The following is a 19,840-nucleotide window of genomic DNA, read 5'->3' on the forward strand; positions in this document are numbered from 1 at the left end:
GGATGATAATCATGTGTGGAATAACAGGTTGGGTTGATTACAAAAAAGATTTAAGAAACGAATCGGAAATTTTATCGGCTATGGCTGAAACATTGGCAAAAAGAGGCCCTGATGATACTAATGTTTGGACTGCATTACATGCAGGATTCGGTCATAAACGCTTAGTGGTAGTAGATCCGCTAAATGGTATTCAACCAATGACAAAAGAAAAACAAGGATTTCACTACACTATTTGCTACAATGGTGAGTTGTATAATACCGAAGACATAAGAAAAGAATTACTAATAAAAGGATATTCATTTCAAGGTCATTCTGATACAGAAGTTTTACTTACTTCCTATATTGAGTGGGGAGAAGATTGTCTGCAGTACTTAAACGGGATATTTGCCTTTGCTGTTTGGGATGAGAAACGAAACTCCTTATTTATTGGAAGAGATCGTTTAGGAGTGAAACCATTATTTTACATGGAAATTAGCACTGGTTTTATTTTTGGATCTGAATTGAAAGCATTGCTAGCCCATCCAAATGTGAAAGCAGAGCTGGATAGAGAAGGGTTAGCTGAGGTGTTTGCACTTGGACCCTCTCATACACCAGGAAGCGGTATTTTCAAAGGGATTAAAGAGCTTCGGCCAGGGCATGCATTAAAGTTTACCCAGGATGGACTGAAAGTATGGCGTTATTGGAATGTGAAGAGTGAAGAACATACGGATAGCTTTGAGGAAACGGTCGAAAAAGTGCGATTTCTTTTTAAAGATGCTGTGACAAGACAATTAGTATCAGATGTACCATTAAGCACGTTTCTTTCAGGTGGAGTCGATTCAAGTGCTATTACAGCAATTGCTTCCATGGAATATGAAAGAACAGGGAAAGGACCGCTTCATACGTATTCCATCGATTATGAAGGCAATGATAAGTTCTTTAAAGCAAATGAATTTCAGCCAAATTCAGATGGTGTCTATATAAAAAAAATGACAGATACATTTGGAACCATTCACCATAACTGTATCATCACCCAAGAAACATTGGCTGAATTTTTACATGAGGCAGTAACAGTCAGAGATGTGCCTGGTATGGCGGATGTAGATTCTTCCCTTTTATGGTTCTGCCGAGAAATAAAGAAGGATTTTGTCGTTAGTTTATCTGGGGAATGTGCAGATGAAATTTTTGGAGGCTATCCATGGTTTAGAAGAGAGGCTGATTTGCAAAGAGGAGGCTTCCCATGGATGAGATCGATTCAAGAACGACAAAACTTATTGAAAGATTCATGGAGTAATAAATTGCAATTAGAAGATTATATGATGGATAAATATAATCAAACCATTGCAGAAACACCAAAGTTAGCGGGAGAAAGTAAAGAAGATGCTAAGCGTCGAGAATTGTTTTATCTCAACCAATTATGGTTTATGACTACTTTATTAGAGCGGAAAGATAGAATGAGTATGGGAGCAAGCCTAGAGGTACGTGTCCCATTTGCTGACCATCGCTTAGTTGAATATGTGTGGAATGTACCATGGGAAATGAAGAATTACATGGGAAGAGAGAAAGGGTTATTACGGAAAGCGTTAGAAGGAATCCTCCCAGATGAAGTGCTCTATCGCAAAAAAAGTCCATATCCTAAAACACATAATCCTATTTACACAAAAACAGTAACGAATATGCTGAAAAGCGCTTTAACGGATAAAAGTTCTGTTTTATATGAGTTCTTTGATAAGGAACGTCTCACTAAAATTATTGAAACAGAAGGTTCTGCATTTAAAGAACCATGGTTTGGCCAATTGATGACAGGTCCACAATTACTTGCCCATTTAGTACAAATCCATCATTGGTTTAAAGACTATCAGATTAATATTGTCGAATAAATAGTGAATAATTAAACAATCCCTAGCTGGCAGAAATGACTCGCTATCTAGGGATTTTTTTGTGATTTAACCTTCTTGATTAATAGAACAAATAATAAAAAGCAAGGGAAAGCAAATTGTTGAGGCATATATAAGAGATACGGAATCACCACTGCACCTTCTCGAACATGGTCATTTTTTTCCATACTAATGAAAAATAGAAAACATCGAAATAGACAAATAATCGGTACAACATAGAAGCGATAGGACTGTTTAAAAATATATTCTAATCCCTTTAAGCCGGAGTAGATAAAGATAGAGTCCTTGATAACTTTTCCTAATATGATAATAAAAACAGCTAGAGCATCAATTCTCTCAATAAACTCTCCAATTGAAAGTTCTTGCGGCTAGATAAAAAATAAAGGGAATAGACAAGGGTAATAGGGATTGCGATAAATCTATTGAACCCAAACTCAATAATTTCAAACAAATTTTTAGAAGGTACTAGCTCATTTATATGTAGAAAAAAGAAGACACAATTAAGCCGGTTATGGTAGATAGAAGTATGGTAATCCATGCATCCTCTTTTGCTGTAATACCAAGCACCACCACAAGCGTTGTCCCTAAGTTAAAGCCTATAATAGTGGCAAATAACTGACTTAAAGATAGATTTTCTTTTAACATGAAAAAGGAATCTTCTAATTGGAAATTTGATAGATGCTTAAAGTAGTGTCTGCTGTTTTACTAGGAATATGCAGAAGAGGAAAAGATTTTTGCAATTTCTAAGGAATTGATTGGTGGGGTTTGGAATGAAAAAGACCGGAATAATATTCCAGCCTAAGATTTACACTATTAACTATTACACTTAAATATATTGAATAGCTCGCCTTTTATAAATTATATTTGATTATGTTTTAGTCTTACTGTTTTCTTGCTCATCTAACCAATTGGTTTTTCTTGTGTAATGGTAGATTTAGGTTGCTTTTGTAGGAGGAAAAAGAACACCCCGAACAAAACGAGTAATCCACCTAAAAGTTGTGTGAGGATTAATTGCTCATTTAATAGTAAAACAGCTAAAAGCGTAGCTCCGACTGGCTCACCGAGAATACTCATGGAAATAGTAGTTGCATTAATATAATTAAGTAACCAATTATTAATGACATGTGCAAGTGTCGGAACAATTGCAAGCAAAACAAAGATGCCCCATTCTCTGCCAGAATAGCCAGTTAACGCTTCGCCAGCCAGTAGATTATAAACGGTTAACAAACAGGCAGCAAAAAAGAAAACAGTAAAGGTATAGATCCAGTGGGTCATTTTTTTGATAATATTTTGGCCGATTAATAAGTAGCCGACTACAGCAATTACACTTAAGAAGGAAAGAAGATCCCCTATAATAGCATTGCTGTCTAATCCAATATCTCCCCAGCCAATCATCATCGCCCCAATAATGGCAATCCCCATAGTCATAATAGCTGTAGAGGTAGTTCTTTCCCGAAAGAAAATAAACCCGCCAAGGAGAGAAACAATAGGCTGTAAAGCCAATATAATCGTAGAGCTGGCTACAGTAGTAAACTTAAGAGAACTAAACCATAGGGCAAAATGTAAGGCCAAAAAAGAGCCTGAGAAAAATAAGAATGCCCAATCTCCTTTTGTTAGTTTTTTGAAATCATTTCGATGGATGTAGACCATAGGAATCATAATAAGACAGGCAAGCCACATTCTGTACATACTTAAAATAGTGGCAGGTGCTTCCGACCATTTTACGAAAATCGCAGAAAACGAGATAGCGATAATCGATATAAGGAGTGGAATCCCAATGGATTTAGGTGTTGATTGCTGATTCACTTTGTTTCCCCCTGACAATTGTAACAATTCGATATAATAGTAAATATAGTACGTTCAAAGGCAGGAAACAATCATTATTTTTCATTTCTTGGAAAAAAGAATCAGGTGATCATCTTAATCGATGTTCACCTGATAGATTACCTTATATGGATATATTTATAATTCATATTGAAACGAAGGATACTACATTCATATGGTCCTAGTATTACGGCAAGATCATCTGATTCAGCAGCATACTCTTCTTCTGTTAATAAAAGAGAGATTTTTTTTCTGCGTAATGGAAAAGGTAGAAGAAATTGTGCTTCCTTGTCACTCTTATTAATAACGGTTAAAAGAATTTCATCTTCTTCTTTTGTATAATAGGCTAAACAGGAATCAGACTGGGATAAAAAATAAAAAGTGCCATTATTGATAAGAAGGGAACTTTGTTTGCGTACTTGAATCAATCGCTTAACAAATTCTTTTAGCTCCGTATCATGTACTTCTGTATTCCAAAGCATACATTTTCGACATCCAGGATCGCTGCCGCCACCTAAGCCGATTTCATCTCCATAATATATACAAGGGGTGCCAGGGTAGGTGAAAAGAAAAGTAAATAAAAGCTTCACACGTTCTTTCCGGTAACTGCATTCATGAAGGATTCGCGGCGTGTCATGACTGCCGATAATATTAAACAATACATTATTGACTGTATCTGGATAGGCCAGTAAGGTTGTAGTCATTTCTTCCATAAATTGTTGAGGAGAAATCATATCATATGCAAAAAATTGCAATGCTTTTGTTAGTAATGGATAATTCATCACCGAATCAAATTGATCTCCTCTTAACCATGGTAAGGAATCATGCCAAATTTCCCCGAGAATAAAAATGTCAGGCTTTAATGATTTTACAACAGATCGGAAGGAACGCCAAAATTCATGGTCAATCTCATTGGCAACATCTAAGCGCCAGCCATCAATATCACATTCTGTAATCCAATATTCCGCTACATGAAGTAGATATTCTTTTACTTCTGGATTGGCTGTATTAAATTTAGGCATAGCTTCATAGAAACCGAATGTTTCATAATGCAGCATGTCATTCTCTTTTAAAGGGAATTTATGGATATGGAACCAATCTTTATAGCGTGAACGCTCTTCATTCTTTAGCACATCTTGAAAGGGCGGGAAATGATAGCCGCAATGATTAAAAACGGCATCAAGCATCACTCGAATTCCACGATTATGACATTCTTTCACAAGGTTCTTAAGCATCTCCTTATCGCCAAATTGCGGGTCTACTTCTAAATAGTTAATCGTATCGTATTTATGATTGCTTTCAGCGTGAAAAATAGGAGTAAGATAAATCCCTGTAATTCCAAGGTCTGTAAGATAGTCTAGGGCGTCCATAATGCCTTGAAGGTCTCCGCCGAAGAAATTATATAAGCCAGGTTCCTCTTGTCCCCATTGTGCAGTATCCACTGGATTTAAAGAGCTATCCCCATTGCGGAAACGCTCTGGAAAAATTTGATACCAAATCGTTTGTGATACCCAAGATGGTGGAGTAAAAACGTCTTTCAGGTGAAGATATGGCAAGCAAAAGTAAAAGCCAGCATCTTCTGGAATAAAGGGAAAGAATCCTTTTTCTGTATAAGTTACTTGCTGTTCCGAATCTCGGAGAATAAAGCCATAGCGAACTCTTTTTTTATTTGTTATCGTGCAATGCCAATAATCAAATAGAGAATCAGAACCGCTTTTTTCCATCGATAACCGCTGGGATACCCATTGATAGTCGACTATTTCGTATTGATCTCCATAGATTAATTCTATTTCAGTGACATTTGCCTTTTTTGTCCGGATCCGGATATGGAGAGCGTCTTTATTTTGTAAATAACAGTAATTATCTCCACTGCGATGGTAAATAGAGGCTAAATCAATCACTTTTCTCACACTCCCTTTGTAATCTTGCTATCTCTTTTGCCACTAGTGTTGCCAGATTAGCTAGATTTTAAAAGAAGAGAAGAGAATTGTCTGCATAGAAAGAACCGCTCGCAAAATGCATGCGAGCGGTTCTGAGTGAATTTATATGAAAAGATTTAGCCGTTAACAATCGTACCGCCGTTGACATGGATAACCTGTCCAGTTACATAGGTAGAATCATTGCTGGCTAAATATACATACGCTGGGGCAAGTTCACAAGGTTGGCCAGCGCGTTTAAAAGGAGTATTTCCTCCAAATGAAGCAACTTGCTCACTATCAAAAGTAGATGGGATAAGTGGAGTCCAAATTGGTCCTGGTGCTACCCCGTTGACTCGAATCCCTTGTTCCGCAAGAGAGCCTGATAAGGAGCGAGTGAAAGCCGTAATAGCTCCTTTTGTTGCGGAATAATCAATTAATGTCTCATTACCTTTATACGCAGTAATAGACGTTGTATTAATAATCGCATCTCCTTTTTGTAAGTGGGGCAGAGTGGCTTTTGTTAAGTGAAACATTGAGAAAATATTGGTGCGGAAAGTTTTTTCTAATTGTTCTGACGTGATATCTAGAATGCTTGATTGTGGATGTTGCTCTGCAGCATTATTTACGAGAATATTAACCTTGCCAAATTCTGAAACGGTCTTTTTTACAACCTCTTTACAGAAGCCTTCATCACCAATATCTCCAGCAAGCAGTAAGCACTTTACTCCTTCAGCTTCAACTAATTCTTTCGTCTTTTGGGCATCGTCATGCTCATCTAAGTATACGATAGTGATATCAGCACCTTCTTTTGCATAATAGATAGCAACAGAACGGCCGATTCCACTATCGCCTCCAGTGATGATAGCAGTTTTTCCTTTTAATTTTTCAGAGCCTTTATAAGAGGGATCGACATCTTTAGGTATAGGATTCATCTCTGTCTGAATGCCTGGCTGCTGATCTTGATGCTGTGGTGGAAATGTTTGTTGTAATTGTTCCTTATTACTATTAGTCAATTCAATCACTCCTTCTAATTCTGTACATGTTTACTTATTTTTCCCAAATTCTTTTAAATAAACATGGTAAAAATAGGGTTGAGTGATATGGAGTTGTGGAAAAGAAGGGGTAAGCATGATGAAAGTTTTTGATTAAAGTGGCGTTCCTTTGTTTAATGAACACCATAATTATCTTGTTTTGAAAGAAAAGTGGTGTTCATCCGCATGATGAACACCATAAATACCTTGTTTTGAAAGAAAAGTGGTGTTCATACACATGATGAACACCATAAATATCTTGTGCTGAAAGAAAAGTGGCGTTGACCAGCTTGGTGTTCGTTGTTATTTCTAATTAACGATAATTGACAAACTGTACATCAATCGTAATTTTTGATTCATCTTTCACAGCAGCAATAATTTTTTGTAAATCATCACGGCTTTTAGCAGTAACCCGAATTTGATCATCCTGTTGTTGAGTTTTCACTTTTAAGCCACTGTTTTTAATTAATGTATTAATAATTTTGGCATTATCTCTATCAATTCCCTGCACTAATTTCGCTCTTTGACGAACTGTACCGCCGGAAGCACCTTCGATTTTGCCATAATCTAAGTTTTTAATAGGAATACCACGTTTAAACATTTTGCTAATAAGGACATCTTTTAGCTGTTCTAATTTATATTCATCATCTGAAACAAGAACCAGTTCTTCTTTGTCCAGCGTCACATTACTTTTGCTCCCTTTAAAATCATAGCGATTTTGAATCTCTTTCATTGCAAGCTGGACAGCATTCGTTACCTCCGAAAAATCTACCTTGGATACAATGTCAAATGAACTTTCTTTTGCCATATTTACCTCCTGATTAATTGGAATTTAACACGAATTAAAAGCATCTGTAGTAAATCCAATTTCTTTTATGCTTGTATTATAGTAAAATTAAGCAGTTGTAACAACTTTAGGCATGAAGTATTCGTTAATAAGGGAATAATTAGGATGGCAGAATATAGAGTAAAGTTGAAAATAGACAAGAATTTAAGGAGGAAACTAAATGTCGTTAAGAGATTATATGGGGCGTGTAGAAATATTAACAGTGGCTAGGATTGCATCTTTTGGGTATTTTTTGACAATTGAAGAGGAAGACGAGGATGTGCTTTTACACTTTAGTGAAACTGATCAGAAATTTGAAGAAGGTGATGAAGTCCGCGTTTTTATTTACAGTGATTCACAGGGAAGAGCTTGCTCAAGTACCTTTATTCCATCTATTGCGGTTGGTAAATACGACTGGGTGAAAGTAACAGACCGCAAAGAAGGAATTGGCTGTTTCTTTGATATTGGGTTGAAAAAGGACATGCTGTTAGGAGAAGATGATTTACCAGTACATGAAGAGGTATGGCCAGAAGTGGGCGATATGCTTTATATAACATTAAAGGTAAATAAGAATAACTATTTATATGTAAAACCAGCAACAGATCCTGTTATTGAAGAGATGGCAGCAAAAGCAACAAGAGAAGATTTTAATAAAAATATTCATGGGTACATTTATCGAACAGCAAAAGTAGGAAGCTGGATTTATACAGCAGAAGGCTATAAAGGATTTATCCATGAATCTGAGCGAGGCAAGGAACCAAGATTAGGGGAAAAAGTAAATGGGCGCATCATAGATGTTAAGCTTGATGGAACAGTAAATGTATCGTTATTGCCAAGAAAAGAAGAAGCGCTTGATAAAGATTCCCAACTAATTTTGGATTATTTAATAACTCGAAAAGGCGCAATGCCTTATGGAGACAAGAGTATGCCAGAGGATATAAAGGAACGCTTTAATTTAAGCAAAGGTTCGTTTAAACGAGCACTTGGGAGACTAATGAAAGAAAATAAAGTATACCAAGAAGAAGGCTGGACATATTTAAAGGAAGATAATCAAAAAAATTAAAATGTAGGTTAAATAGGGGATTTCAAAGTGGTTATAGCTTTGGGATGCCCTTTTTCTTTAGAAAAGATCTAGGAATTCAGGAGGTGCTCGTCTTAGAGCCTGTTTCGACAGTAGAAGAAGTCAAAAGGGAACAAAAAACTAATTTCCATCACTTTACAGAAGATAGAGATATACAAAAACTGAACTAGAGTCTCAATCAAAAAGAACTGCCTTAAAATCTGGCAGCTCTTTTTTCGTATTCATCTAGCAACCATCTTCTTACAGATGGTCTGTCTTTTTACTATATTGATGTTTGCCTTTTTTGCGGTTTTTTTCACGCATCATGTTCTTTTCATGACGCAATGCATTATTGTCTTTTGCCTTTTTATCATTATCAGAAGTATGTGGCATTAAAAAATACTCCTTTCAACGTCAGCTTTTGTTCAATTAGAACATTGTTAGTATGAGTGAAAGGAGTAAATTTTATACTTTTTATCGTGCTTATTCAGGTAGCTTATTTAAGAAGAAAATAGCGATTGTTCCAGCACCAGTGTGCGAGCCTACAGATGCACCGATAGAGGAAATGAATACTTCTTTTGGCTGGAATTTTTCCATAATCATTTCTTTTACTTCCGCAGCTGTTGCTTCATCATCTGCGTGACTGATCGCGAACACTTGTTGATCCAGCTTATCTCCTCGTTCTGCTATTAGGTCAATCATTCTGCGCAGGAGTTTCTTTTTGCCGCGAATTTTTTCAAGAGGAACCAATTTCCCGTCTTCAACATGTAATAAAGGTTTTATATTTAGTAATCCACCAAGGAACGCAGAGGCCTTCGAAACACGTCCGCCTTTTGCTAAATATTCTAGATCTTCGACAGTAAATAAGTGCTCCATATGCTCGCATATGAATTGGAGTCGTGGTATAATTTCACTTACGTCTTTACCTTGATCGCGGAGTTTCACTGCTTCTTGAACAACTAAACCAGCACCTAATGATGCACATTTGCTATCAATGATGGTTAAAGCAAAGTCGGGATATTCCTCCTTTACTTGTTCTGAAATCATTACTGCTGTTTGGTATGTTCCAGATAATTGCGAAGAAAAAGCAATATAAATACCTTTTTCTTTATTTTGAGCCAATGTTGTAAAAACATCTTTAAATAAAGCTGGCGACACTTGTGATGTTTTTGGAACTTGTCCACTGCGTATGGCATTATAAACAGTGGCTGGTTCAATCGTTTTTAAATCCTCGTATTCTTTACCGTCTAAGTTAACCTTTAGCGGTAATAGTGTAACCTCGTTCTTCTCATAATAGGATAGAGGTAAATCACTCGCACTATCTGCTAGGATTTTAAAAGTCATATTCATTCCACTTCTTTCTTTTTTTTATAAAAACATATGGTTATTGGAGTACGGTTATGATAAATAACGATAATCTCTTTGAAAATGCCTTGTTTTTTGAAAACAAGGCATACTTATTTGTAGTTTATAAAACTTTTAGAGAAAAAACAATTGAATAGTTAAAGTAAAAATAGTAAAAATTACTATATATCGTATTGGAGGACACTTATGTATTGGTTATTAACAAAAAAATTAATCGTTGTTATCTTTGGGGCACTATTAAATGCGATTGCTATGAATTTTTTCTTGATACCTGCTGATGTATATGCCAGTGGTTTTGCAGGAGTGGCTCAGCTTATATCCAAAATAACGCCTATTTCTACAGGGGTTTTACTATTTATCCTTAATGTTCCAATCGCAATAGTTGGTTGGATTAAAGTCGGAAAATCATTTACCTTTTTTAGTTTTTTAAGTGTTGCTTTTATGTCTTTGTTTATGGAAATCATTCCGGAAACAAGCTATTCTCATGATATTTTGTTAAATGCAGTTTTTGGCGGTGTCATTGCGGCTGTGGGGGTTGGATTAACGTTAAAGTGGGGGGCCTCAACGGGTGGCATGGACATCATTGCCATGATTCTTTCACGTATGCAGGATAAGCCTGTCGGTACGTATTTCTTTATTCTAAATGGAGCTATTATTATCACAGCTGGTGCTATGTTCGGATGGGAAAAAGCGTTATATACGCTTGTGAATCTATATGCAGCAACCAAAGTGATTGATACGATACATACAGCCCATCAAAAATTAACGGTGATGATTATTACGAAGAAAACAGCTGAGCTAAAAGTAGCAATCCATGAAAAATTAGTAAGAGGAATTACGATTTTGCCAGCAAGAGGAGCATTTTCCAATGAGCCAAAGGAAATGCTAATGATTGTCGTGACTCGTTATGAGTTATTTGATATCGAACGGATTATTAAAGAAGTGGATCCACAAGCATTTACAAATGTTGTGCAAACAACAGCAGTACTCGGTTTCTTTAGAAAAGCTTAAAGGAGGAACTATATTGAAAAAAGCGACTGTCGTATTCTTATGCATGTTAATTAGCAGCTTCCTGCCGTTTCTAACCATAACAGCAGCAGCAAACTCAGGGAAAGAGCAAGTCAAGATAGAAGATGTAACTGTTAGTGGTACAAAAGGGAATTATCTTGTGAAAGGAAAAGCAATTACGACAGGGACTATTTTTTATTCTGTCGAAGATGGTCACAATGAATTCATCGCAAACCAGAAATTACAAGTTAGTAATAAGCAATTCTCGCTGAAAATTCATTTAGAGGAAAAAGATTTACCGACGAATGGAACAATCATTTTATTTTTTTCTGAAGAAGGAAAAGAGCCATATTCCGTAGTGTTAGAAACATTTTCGTAAGGGGAATAAAAACAAATGGTACTCCGGTTTATACTTTCCGTAATAAAAAGCAGCCCATAAAAGGCCCTTCTCCCAAGCATTTGCTTTTCTAGCGCTTATGGAGGCTTCCTTCTTGGACTGCTTTTTTTATTAGTGTGTCTGAATTTGTTCTAGCTCTTTTTGTAATGCAGCTAATTGGTGTTGTTCGGCTGTTGTGGTATTTGCGTAAGCAGAGCTTATCGCATTCTTTGCTTTATCCACTAAGCCATCATTCCCATTCCCATATTTAGCTGCCTCAACTGCTTGTCTGGCTTCTTGAAAAAGTCTATTTCCCATTTATTCTAATCCTCCATGAGACTGTCTTTCATTTGACATTTTATAGCTCTCGGCTTCAGCATATGTCATATGATAAGGGATACGTTCGGAATGCTTGGATACAGAATCTACTCCTTGTTGTACGAAGCGTTTCGATTTATTTCGTTTTCCCATTGAATGATCCCTCCGAGTGTTAGAGTATAATTGGAAAGACAAAAGAAGCATTGATTTTCCCGGAAACAGTAGTGACCGTTTCGCTTATAGTATGGACGTAATTTTAGTCTTTAAAGACGGTAATGATAACCAGCTTTAGAGAACACGAAGATTTAAAACTTCGTTTAAATATACAGCAATTCCGTCTTCTTCATTGGATAAAGTAACATCCTTAGCAAGGGTCTTTAGTTCCTCAATCGCATTTCCCATAGCGACACCTTTTCCAGCATACTCAATCATTTCAAAATCATTGTCTTCATCGCCGAATGCGATAATATTTCTTTGTGGGATTTGATAGTAATCAGAAACTTTTTGTAAGCCAATCGCTTTATTTATTCCTAACTTAACAATTTCGATCACATGAAAGGGATCTGCCCAACGGCGATGTTCAATTAGATCGGCATGAACCTCAGATAAATGCTTGCGAATGGCTGCAACATGTTCTTCCTCCGCATGAATAAGGATAGAAGTAGGTGCTGCTTCTAAAAATTCCAATAAATTTCCGACAGTTACTTTGGGATTCCCTAATGAAAAAATGTCAATCAATTTCTCATCATGATAATGATAATAAACCTCATCCATTACTTCCGCAATAATATTGTGAAAAGAATAATCATTGCATGCAGCGACAATATCCCTTGCTGTTTGTATATCAAGGGGAGAATGATAAAAGCCCCATTTGGTATCCTTAGGATGATGAATAAAAGCTCCATTAAAGTTAACGATAGGAGTATGTAAATTTAATTCATGATAGATCGCTTCACTTGCGCGGAAGGGTCTCCCTGTTGCAATCATTACTTCATGACCATCCTCCATTGCTTTTTGGATAACTTTTTTGGTAAGAGGAGAAATGGTTTTATCGTCTTTTAATAACGTTCCGTCAAGGTCTAAGGCAATTAGATGTTTTTCTGTCATAGTGTCTCCTTTAGTGTCAATATAGTAATTTATTTTATTCTAGCTTTAAGGGGCGTAATTTTCGAAAAAAAAGCCACTTCATGTTACACTTACTTATACATATAAAATATTATTACACTTTATTCGTTAATTCTACTTTCACTTATGTTAAGTTATGTAAAATCAATGATAGAGATAAATTTCCTTTCTATTCTTTACGCTTATGGCTTGATTAGAGGGAAATAACTGTCCTTAAAGTCCGATTGGTTTCACAAATCATCAAAGAGGAAGTTATACTTTATTTTACATGAATCATTTATTTTTTCCAAAAAGGAGGGGCGAGCGATGATTTTGGTTGAAAAATTACATATAGAGGAAATACCTGTACTGCATATTGTAAAAAAAGACCACTATGATCAAAAACGACCATATATTCAATTTACCCATGGCTTCACTAGTGCAAAGGAACACAATCTTCATTTTGCTTATCATTTAGCAGAGAAGGGATTTCGTGTTGTATTGCCTGATTGTTTGTATCATGGAGAGCGAGACCAAGGATTATCAGCGATGGAATTAAACATGCATTTTTGGAATATCGTGATGAAGACGATTGAGGAAATAGAAGTGATAAAAGATTATTTCAGCGACAAAGAGCTAATCGATGATCAATATATTGGGATCGTAGGAACAAGTATGGGGGGAATCGTTACATTAGGTGCATTAAGAAAGTATCCTTGGATTAATACGGCAGTAAGCTTAATGGGAATGCCATATTATGAGAAATTTGCCCATTATACCATTTCAGAAGTGAAGAAAAGGGGCTATGAGTTGCCGCTAAGTGATCATGAAATAGAAGATTTAATTAAACAGTTAGAGGAATTGGACCTTAGTAAGGCACCAGAAAAATTACAAAAACGTCCTCTTATGTTCTGGCATGGCAAAAAAGATGAAGTTGTACCTTATGCTTATTCCCACCAATTTTATGAGCATATAAAACCTTTATATAAAGATGCGCCAGATCGCCTAACATATCTTTCTGAAGATAATACTGGCCATAAAGTAAGCAGAAGAGCCATGCTGAAAACGGTGGAATGGTTTGAGAAACATTTAGCAGAAGGATTAATTAAAGCGTGATTCAAATCCTTTTTTCAAATCATAATTATTTGTTATAGTGTAACTATAAAGATAAAGCTTCCTTTTTTAGAAGATATTTAAATACGTTTTACCATAAATAAAAATAAGGGGTGCCTTTGAATGAATGAAGAATTAAAAGACAGTATAATGGGTGCACTAGAGCTTGTTATCGATCCAGAGCTTGGAATTGATATTGTAAACTTAGGATTAGTTTATGACTTAGAGCTGAATGAAGATGGATTATTGGTTGTAACCATGACGCTAACAGCAATGGGATGTCCACTTGCAGGCGTTATTGTGGATCAAGTAAAAGCAGCTTTAACAGATATTCCAGAAGTTAAAGACACAGAAGTAAATATCGTTTGGTCGCCAGCTTGGACAAAAGATAGAATGTCCAGATATGCAAAAATTGCCTTAGGTGTACGATAAACAGGGAGTGAAGAAGAAGGGAAACCTTCTTTTTTTCTTTGTTTTTAATATACTGTATATTATGAAAAATGGTATGATAAAAATATAAAAGTGGAATTTTGGTGAATGTATAGGAAAAGGAAGTGAGAATGATATGAAGGATCTTTTAAATCGTCCATTAAGAGATTTGCGCATTAGTGTGATTGACCGCTGCAATTTAAGGTGTCAATACTGCATGCCGAAAGAAATATTTGGTCCAGATTATCCCTTTCTTCCTCCAAGTGAATTATTAACTTATGATGAGATAGAAAGAATTGCCAAGATATTTGTAGAATTGGGAGTCGAGAAGATTCGCTTAACTGGTGGAGAACCATTGTTACGCAAGGATTTGCCAGTGCTAGTTGACAGGCTTATTCGACTGGAAGGTCTAGAGGATATTGCATTGACAACAAATGGAATCTTTCTTCCTAAATATGCCCATGATTTAAAGCAGGCTGGTCTTAAGCGCGTAAATATTAGTTTAGATAGTATAAATGATGAATTGTTTGGTCAGATGAATGGGCGCAATGTAGGAGCTGCTCCCGTAAAAAAAGGGATAGAGGCAGCCCAGAATGCTGGCTTAGGTATAAAAATCAATATGGTAATCAAAAAAGGAATGAACGATTCTGAAATAATTCCAATGGCAACCTACTGTAAAGAAAATGAGCTAGAACTTCGGTTTATTGAATATATGGATGTTGGCAGTACTAACGGATGGAAAATGAAAGATGTTATTACCAAAAAAGAAATATATGCGAAATTACAAGAGTCTTTTGAATTGGAGCCTGTAGAGGCTGATTATTTTGGGGAAGTAGCTAAAAAGTATAAATATAAGGATGCAAATGTGCTGGTCGGCTTCATTACCTCCGTTTCCGAATCGTTTTGCTCTAGCTGTACAAGAGCGCGGCTCTCTGCAAATGGCCAACTATATACCTGTCTTTTTAATGGGAATGGCCATAATATTCGTGATTTTCTTAGAGAAGGAGCGGATGATTCAGCTTTAGAAGGCTTTATAAAAAACATTTGGGAACAAAGAAGGGATCGTTATTCCGATGAAAGAACGGAAGAAACAGTAAAACAGCGAAAAAAAGTCGAAATGTCTTATATAGGCGGATAGAATGCCGCAGATTAAATGACAAAATGAACAGAAGAGATTTGGAGGAATGGTGGAAGGATATACATCATTCTTTTTGGTTCATGGAAATAAGGAGTGAAAGTCGATGACAGTGGAAAATAGAGTTCCTATCCTAATAGAAGAGGCAATAAGCAGAGTGATGGAACACAAGAGAGAAGGAGAAAAGGAATATGTTTCAATCTATCATTGCAATGGCCGTTATTTAAGTGAAGATATAAAAGCAATACATGATGTGCCTAAATTTAATCGTTCCAGCTATGATGGATTTGCATTACGAGCAAAGGATACAAATGGAGCATCATATGAAATGCCTGTTGAGTTTGAAATAATTGATGAAATTGGTGCTGGGCAAGTTTCGACCAAAAAAATAGGTGAGTACCAAGCAATCAGGATTATGACAGGAGCCATGTTACCACGTGATGCCGATGCAGTAGTCATGCTTGAGAAGACGGTAGAGCGGAAAAAAAATCGCCAATCATATATAAAAATAGATCATATGTTACATAAAGGAGAAAATATCTCTTTTCAAGGAGAGGATGTAAAAAAGGGGGAAGTCTTATTAAAAAAAGGAACTAAAATCAATCCAGGAGTAGTGGCGGTTTTAGCAACATTTGGTATAGAACAAGTTCCAGTTGCCAAAAAACCAACTATAGGTTTATTTGCAACTGGAACGGAATTATTGGAAGTGCATGAGGAACTGGAGGAAGGAAAAATAAGGAACAGCAATGCCTATATGATACTAGCACAAATTGAACGAGCAGGAGCGGTTCCTCGCTATTTCGGCAAGTTGCCAGATGTCATGGAAATAAGTTTTGAAGCTATTCGCCAAAAAATAGATTCGGTTGATATGTTGATAACAACAGGTGGTGTTTCAGTTGGCGATTATGATTTATTGCCAGAAATTTACCGTAAGCTTGGAGCAGAAGTTCTTTTTAATAAAATTGCAATGAGGCCTGGCAGTGTCACTACGGTAGCGAATTTAAATGGTAAATTATTATTTGGACTTTCAGGGAACCCATCTGCTTGCTATGTTGGTTTTGAGTTATTTACAAATCCGATCATAAAAAGCCTTTTATTTATAGAAAACCCGCGCTTACCTATTGTGGACGCGGTATTAAAAGAGAATTTCCCAGATGCCAATTCCTTTACTCGACTTATTAGAAGTAGGGTATCTATTGTAAATGGAAAGATAGAAACTCGGACTAGCGGTATGGACAAATCAAATATTGTTAGTAGTTTGGCATCTGCCAATGGGCTTACAATTTTGCCAGGAGGGGAATCTGGATACAAATGTGGGGATATAGTAAAGGTAATACTGTTGGAAGAGGTTCAGAATCAATTATTATTGTAGATCGGAAAAAGAAGAGCATTTTCATCTAAGAGACTGCTCTTCTTTTTAATTTTTTTAAGGGATCATCCAAGAAAGTACATTGTGTTGCAGGAAAGTAATGAGACATACTATTAATAGTAGGAATACACTATGTTTTAAGGTAAAGCGTAGTAGCTCGGATTCTTTACCAGCAAGACCAACAGCTGCACAAGCTACAGCGATAGATTGTGGAGATATCATTTTTCCTGTAACTCCTCCACTTGAGTTAGCTGCAATAGCAAGGACAGGATCCATACCAACAGACAATGAAGTTACTTTTTGCAGATTTCCAAACATTAAATTGGCAGATGTATCAGAACCAGTAATAAATACACCAAGCCAACCCAATACGGGAGAAAAGAATGGAAATAAAGCTCCTGTCTTAGCTAAGGTCATTCCAAGTGTTGTCGACATACCAGAGGCATTTGTTACATAGGCAAAACCGACTACAGACGAAATGGTTAAAATTGGAAATTTTAACTCGTGAAGGGTTTCCTTTGCTGTAGCATACACATCTTTCCAAGAAAGGCGGGCAATATATTTTGTTACAATACAAGAAAATAAAATGGCAGTTCCGGCAGCTCCTAACACTTCTAATTTGAAAATAGCTGCAACTGCTTCACCAGTGCCATTAATAATTTTATTGTTAAGTAATGGAACTTCTGGCAGAAAAGTCAATCGTTCCCCCAACCCATTAATACCTTTTAAAATAAAATTTGTCCCTTCATAATGGCCAGTTAGTGCATTTTTTATAACAGGTATCCCCCAAAGGGAAATGAAAGCAGTTAATACTAAAAAAGGAGACCATGCATGAAAAATCTGACCAGGAGAGTATGTAGGATCTGGAGCTTTTTTTATCTCAGCTGAAGCGGCTGTTTCTAATTCACCTTTAAATCGGAAAATTGTTTTTGGTTTCCAGAACTTTAGTAAAATAACTAATGCAAATAAGGAAACTAACGCAGATAAAATATCAGGCAATTCAGGTCCGAGGAAGTTAGAAGATAAATATTGTGTAAGTGCAAATGATATACCTGATACTAAAATAGCGGGAAGTACTTCCCATACACGTTTAAAACCCGCCATAATAATTACAAGATAAAACGGAATGAATACGGAAATAAAAGGCAATTGTCGACCAACCATTTTAGATATTTCAAAAGCCGGAATACCAGTTGGTCCCTCAACAGCAGTAATTGGGATACCTATCGCTCCGAATGCAACAGGTGCCGTGTTAGCTAATAAACAGATGCCTGCAGCATATAATGGATTAAAGCCTAATCCAGCTAAAAGAGCAGCAGAAATAGCAACAGGTGCTCCAAAGCCAGCAGCGCCTTCTAAAAATGCCCCGAATGAGAAAGCTACAAGCAATGCTTGAAGTCTACGATCCTCTGTAATAGACAAAATAAAATTTCGTATGATAGAAAATTGTCCGCTTTTCACTGTTAATTTATATAAAAGCACTGACGTGACAATAATCCAGCCAATAGGTAATAAGCCATAAACAATGCCTTGGCTCGCAGACATAATACTCATTCCAATAGGCATATTGAAAGCGGTTACGGAAAGGAGTAAAGCAAGAAGCAGGGTTGTAATTCCAGCCATATGTCCCTTCATGCGTTTGATGGCAAGTGCCCAAAAAAAATATAAGATTGGAATTACGGCAACTATCGCGGATAATGCTAAATTGTCGCCAACAGCGGTGAAGTCTTGAGTAAACGTCATTATTTCAGCCCCCTTAATTTTCTACTTACGATTTCTTTCTAATGAATGTTTGATCTAAATTATCAGATGAAGTAATCGTTATCATAAACAAATTGTAAAATATTAGGTCATCTGATGACTCGATGAACCTATTATAAAATGAGAGTTTTTAAAAAACAACATAAAATTGACAATATTATGTCTTTTTTTATGCAAAATGTAACTTTTAGCAGTATAATAACAATAAAAAGGATGAACGCGTTGGAGGTAGAACGATGGAATTTAAGCAGATCCGCCCAAAAAAAATTTATGAAGAAATTGCAGAAGCCTTGCATGAAGGAATTCGCTCAGGAGCTTTAAAGCCTGGAGAAAAGTTGGCATCTGTACAGCAGCTTGCCGAAAACTTCCAAGTAAGCCGTTCAGCCGTTAGGGAAGCACTTTCCGCATTAAAAGCTAAAGGTTTAATTGAAATGAAGCAAGGGGAAGGTACTTATGTGAAAAGGTTTGAAGCCGATCAAATTTCTTTTTCTTTTCCTACAGCAATTTTGATGAAGGAAAAAGATCTAAATCACCTCCTTGAAGTAAGAAGGATTATGGAGGTAGGTGCTGCAGCTGCAGCAGCGAATAAACGTACAAACGAAGATTTGCAAAAAATGAAACAGGCGCTAGAAGAAATGAAACAGGCAAATGGAGTAGAAGAATTAGGTGAAAAGTCAGATTTAAACTTCCATTTAGGCGTAGCAGCAGCTTCACAAAATCCTTTACTGGTAAATTTATTGCTCAACGTTTCGGATATTATGCAGGAAGCAATGAAAGAAACAAGACGTTTATGGCTGTTTTCTAAACAAACAACAACGGAACGACTTTATGAGGAACATCTTACTATTTATGAGTCTATTTTAGAAAGAAACGCGGAAAAAGCGAGTGAGGCGATGCTTTATCATTTACAAAAGGTAGAAGCAGTGCTTCAAAAGTATTTTGCTGAAAAAGAACAGAAGGTATGATCCGCTATTGGAAAATTGATATTTGCATTTTTTATTCTTGCAAATTTTAGCGACAAAGTCTATATTAATGAAAACGCTTCATGGAAATATTTATTTAAAATTACTGTAATGAGGATGGAACATAAAATATATAGGACTTGGTATAAACCGCTGTTTATTTAGACATACATAATCTCAAATGTCTCACTAATCCCAGCTGAGTATGCTTGTGTTCTGGTTGTTCTAACCTTCCAACTAATTCATTTTTCTAAAATCTACTAATTTTTGGGAAGTAGTCTAAATAAGCAAAATCAAATAGGGGGAAAGTATGTAACTCTTTTTATCTATTTATCGTGAGTCAGTCTTATTGTAAACAAGTCA

At 36.2% G+C, this 19,840-nt stretch carries 21 protein-coding genes; 9 read left to right on the plus strand and 12 right to left on the minus strand.

The window, feature by feature from the left end:
• Nucleotides 1-11: 11 nt before the first annotated feature.
• A complete protein-coding gene (gene asnB, locus NSQ89_RS03440) occupies nucleotides 12-1,859 on the plus strand; it encodes an asparagine synthase (glutamine-hydrolyzing) (protein ID WP_095258816.1) in 1,848 nt (615 codons plus the stop codon).
• Nucleotides 1,860-1,906: 47 nt separating this feature from the next.
• Here the strand turns inward: asnB and NSQ89_RS25305 are convergent, their stop codons facing one another.
• From NSQ89_RS25305 to NSQ89_RS03465, 6 genes are all read right to left on the minus strand, one after another.
• Nucleotides 1,907-2,230 carry a GerAB/ArcD/ProY family transporter gene (locus NSQ89_RS25305; protein WP_445668967.1) on the minus strand — a complete coding sequence of 108 codons (324 nt, stop codon included), beginning with the start codon at nucleotides 2,228-2,230 and terminating at the stop codon, nucleotides 1,907-1,909.
• Nucleotides 2,231-2,351: 121 nt separating this feature from the next.
• Nucleotides 2,352-2,522, minus strand: a complete 171-nt coding sequence (locus tag NSQ89_RS03445; protein WP_172885224.1) for a GerAB/ArcD/ProY family transporter — start codon at nucleotides 2,520-2,522, stop codon at nucleotides 2,352-2,354.
• Nucleotides 2,523-2,777: 255 nt separating this feature from the next.
• Entirely contained in the window at nucleotides 2,778-3,683 is a 906-nt protein-coding gene (locus NSQ89_RS03450; RefSeq protein ID WP_047943118.1) for a DMT family transporter, read from the minus strand.
• A 137-nt stretch (nucleotides 3,684-3,820) separates the two neighbouring features.
• Entirely contained in the window at nucleotides 3,821-5,599 is a 1,779-nt protein-coding gene (locus tag NSQ89_RS03455) for an alpha-glycosidase (RefSeq protein WP_341133139.1), read from the minus strand.
• 158 nt (nucleotides 5,600-5,757) lie between these two features.
• The gene (locus NSQ89_RS03460; protein WP_047943119.1) at nucleotides 5,758-6,633 is read right to left on the minus strand and encodes an SDR family oxidoreductase; all 876 of its coding nucleotides are present in this window, start codon (nucleotides 6,631-6,633) and stop codon (nucleotides 5,758-5,760) included.
• Nucleotides 6,634-6,964: 331 nt separating this feature from the next.
• A complete protein-coding gene (locus NSQ89_RS03465) occupies nucleotides 6,965-7,459 on the minus strand; it encodes a YajQ family cyclic di-GMP-binding protein (RefSeq protein WP_047943120.1) in 495 nt (164 codons plus the stop codon).
• Between the two features lie 199 nt (nucleotides 7,460-7,658).
• On the opposite strand from NSQ89_RS03465, the gene NSQ89_RS03470 reads away from it, so the two are divergent.
• Nucleotides 7,659-8,540, plus strand: coding sequence for a CvfB family protein (locus tag NSQ89_RS03470; protein ID WP_047942505.1), 882 nt, complete (start codon nucleotides 7,659-7,661; stop codon nucleotides 8,538-8,540).
• Between the two features lie 258 nt (nucleotides 8,541-8,798).
• On the opposite strand, the gene NSQ89_RS03475 is transcribed toward NSQ89_RS03470, so the two are convergent.
• Complete coding sequence (locus NSQ89_RS03475) at nucleotides 8,799-8,930, minus strand: DUF3941 domain-containing protein (protein WP_082138337.1); 132 nt, start codon at nucleotides 8,928-8,930, stop codon at nucleotides 8,799-8,801.
• 90 nt (nucleotides 8,931-9,020) lie between these two features.
• A complete protein-coding gene (locus tag NSQ89_RS03480; RefSeq protein WP_047942504.1) occupies nucleotides 9,021-9,881 on the minus strand; it encodes a DegV family protein in 861 nt (286 codons plus the stop codon).
• A gap of 207 nt (nucleotides 9,882-10,088) precedes the next feature.
• Between NSQ89_RS03480 and NSQ89_RS03485 the strand changes: the two genes are divergently transcribed.
• Both NSQ89_RS03485 and NSQ89_RS03490 read left to right on the plus strand, forming a co-directional pair.
• Entirely contained in the window at nucleotides 10,089-10,913 is an 825-nt protein-coding gene (locus tag NSQ89_RS03485) for a YitT family protein (RefSeq protein WP_047942503.1), read from the plus strand.
• A 13-nt stretch (nucleotides 10,914-10,926) separates the two neighbouring features.
• Nucleotides 10,927-11,289 (plus strand): hypothetical protein, encoded by a 363-nt coding sequence (locus tag NSQ89_RS03490; protein WP_095258822.1) that lies wholly within the window; start codon nucleotides 10,927-10,929, stop codon nucleotides 11,287-11,289.
• A 129-nt stretch (nucleotides 11,290-11,418) separates the two neighbouring features.
• On the opposite strand, the gene NSQ89_RS03495 is transcribed toward NSQ89_RS03490, so the two are convergent.
• The 3 genes from NSQ89_RS03495 to NSQ89_RS03505 all read right to left on the minus strand — a co-directional run bounded on the left by NSQ89_RS03495 (nucleotide 11,419) and on the right by NSQ89_RS03505 (nucleotide 12,711).
• Nucleotides 11,419-11,604, minus strand: a complete 186-nt coding sequence (locus NSQ89_RS03495) for a DUF3813 domain-containing protein (RefSeq protein WP_047942502.1) — start codon at nucleotides 11,602-11,604, stop codon at nucleotides 11,419-11,421.
• The gene (locus tag NSQ89_RS03500; protein ID WP_162837581.1) at nucleotides 11,605-11,757 is read right to left on the minus strand and encodes a hypothetical protein; all 153 of its coding nucleotides are present in this window, start codon (nucleotides 11,755-11,757) and stop codon (nucleotides 11,605-11,607) included.
• Nucleotides 11,758-11,892: 135 nt separating this feature from the next.
• Nucleotides 11,893-12,711, minus strand: a complete 819-nt coding sequence (locus tag NSQ89_RS03505) for a Cof-type HAD-IIB family hydrolase (protein WP_047942500.1) — start codon at nucleotides 12,709-12,711, stop codon at nucleotides 11,893-11,895.
• 324 nt (nucleotides 12,712-13,035) lie between these two features.
• On the opposite strand from NSQ89_RS03505, the gene NSQ89_RS03510 reads away from it, so the two are divergent.
• The 4 genes from NSQ89_RS03510 (at nucleotide 13,036) to NSQ89_RS03525 (ending at nucleotide 16,757) form a co-directional block, all read left to right on the plus strand.
• A complete protein-coding gene (locus NSQ89_RS03510; RefSeq protein ID WP_047942499.1) occupies nucleotides 13,036-13,824 on the plus strand; it encodes an alpha/beta fold hydrolase in 789 nt (262 codons plus the stop codon).
• A gap of 120 nt (nucleotides 13,825-13,944) precedes the next feature.
• The gene (locus NSQ89_RS03515) at nucleotides 13,945-14,253 is read left to right on the plus strand and encodes a metal-sulfur cluster assembly factor (protein WP_047942498.1); all 309 of its coding nucleotides are present in this window, start codon (nucleotides 13,945-13,947) and stop codon (nucleotides 14,251-14,253) included.
• 133 nt (nucleotides 14,254-14,386) lie between these two features.
• A complete protein-coding gene (gene moaA, locus NSQ89_RS03520; protein ID WP_047942497.1) occupies nucleotides 14,387-15,388 on the plus strand; it encodes a GTP 3',8-cyclase MoaA in 1,002 nt (333 codons plus the stop codon).
• 103 nt (nucleotides 15,389-15,491) lie between these two features.
• Entirely contained in the window at nucleotides 15,492-16,757 is a 1,266-nt protein-coding gene (locus tag NSQ89_RS03525; RefSeq protein WP_341132254.1) for a molybdopterin molybdotransferase MoeA, read from the plus strand.
• 54 nt (nucleotides 16,758-16,811) lie between these two features.
• Here NSQ89_RS03525 and NSQ89_RS03530 read toward each other — a convergent pair whose 3' ends face one another.
• Nucleotides 16,812-18,497 carry an L-lactate permease gene (locus NSQ89_RS03530; RefSeq protein ID WP_061797477.1) on the minus strand — a complete coding sequence of 562 codons (1,686 nt, stop codon included), beginning with the start codon at nucleotides 18,495-18,497 and terminating at the stop codon, nucleotides 16,812-16,814.
• Nucleotides 18,498-18,751: 254 nt separating this feature from the next.
• On the opposite strand from NSQ89_RS03530, the gene NSQ89_RS03535 reads away from it, so the two are divergent.
• Nucleotides 18,752-19,480 (plus strand): FadR/GntR family transcriptional regulator, encoded by a 729-nt coding sequence (locus NSQ89_RS03535; RefSeq protein WP_047942493.1) that lies wholly within the window; start codon nucleotides 18,752-18,754, stop codon nucleotides 19,478-19,480.
• Nucleotides 19,481-19,840: the final 360 nt, after the last annotated feature.

Source organism: Niallia sp. FSL R7-0648 (assembly GCF_038007005.1).
Classification (GTDB): Bacteria; Bacillota; Bacilli; order Bacillales; family Cytobacillaceae; genus Niallia; species Niallia circulans.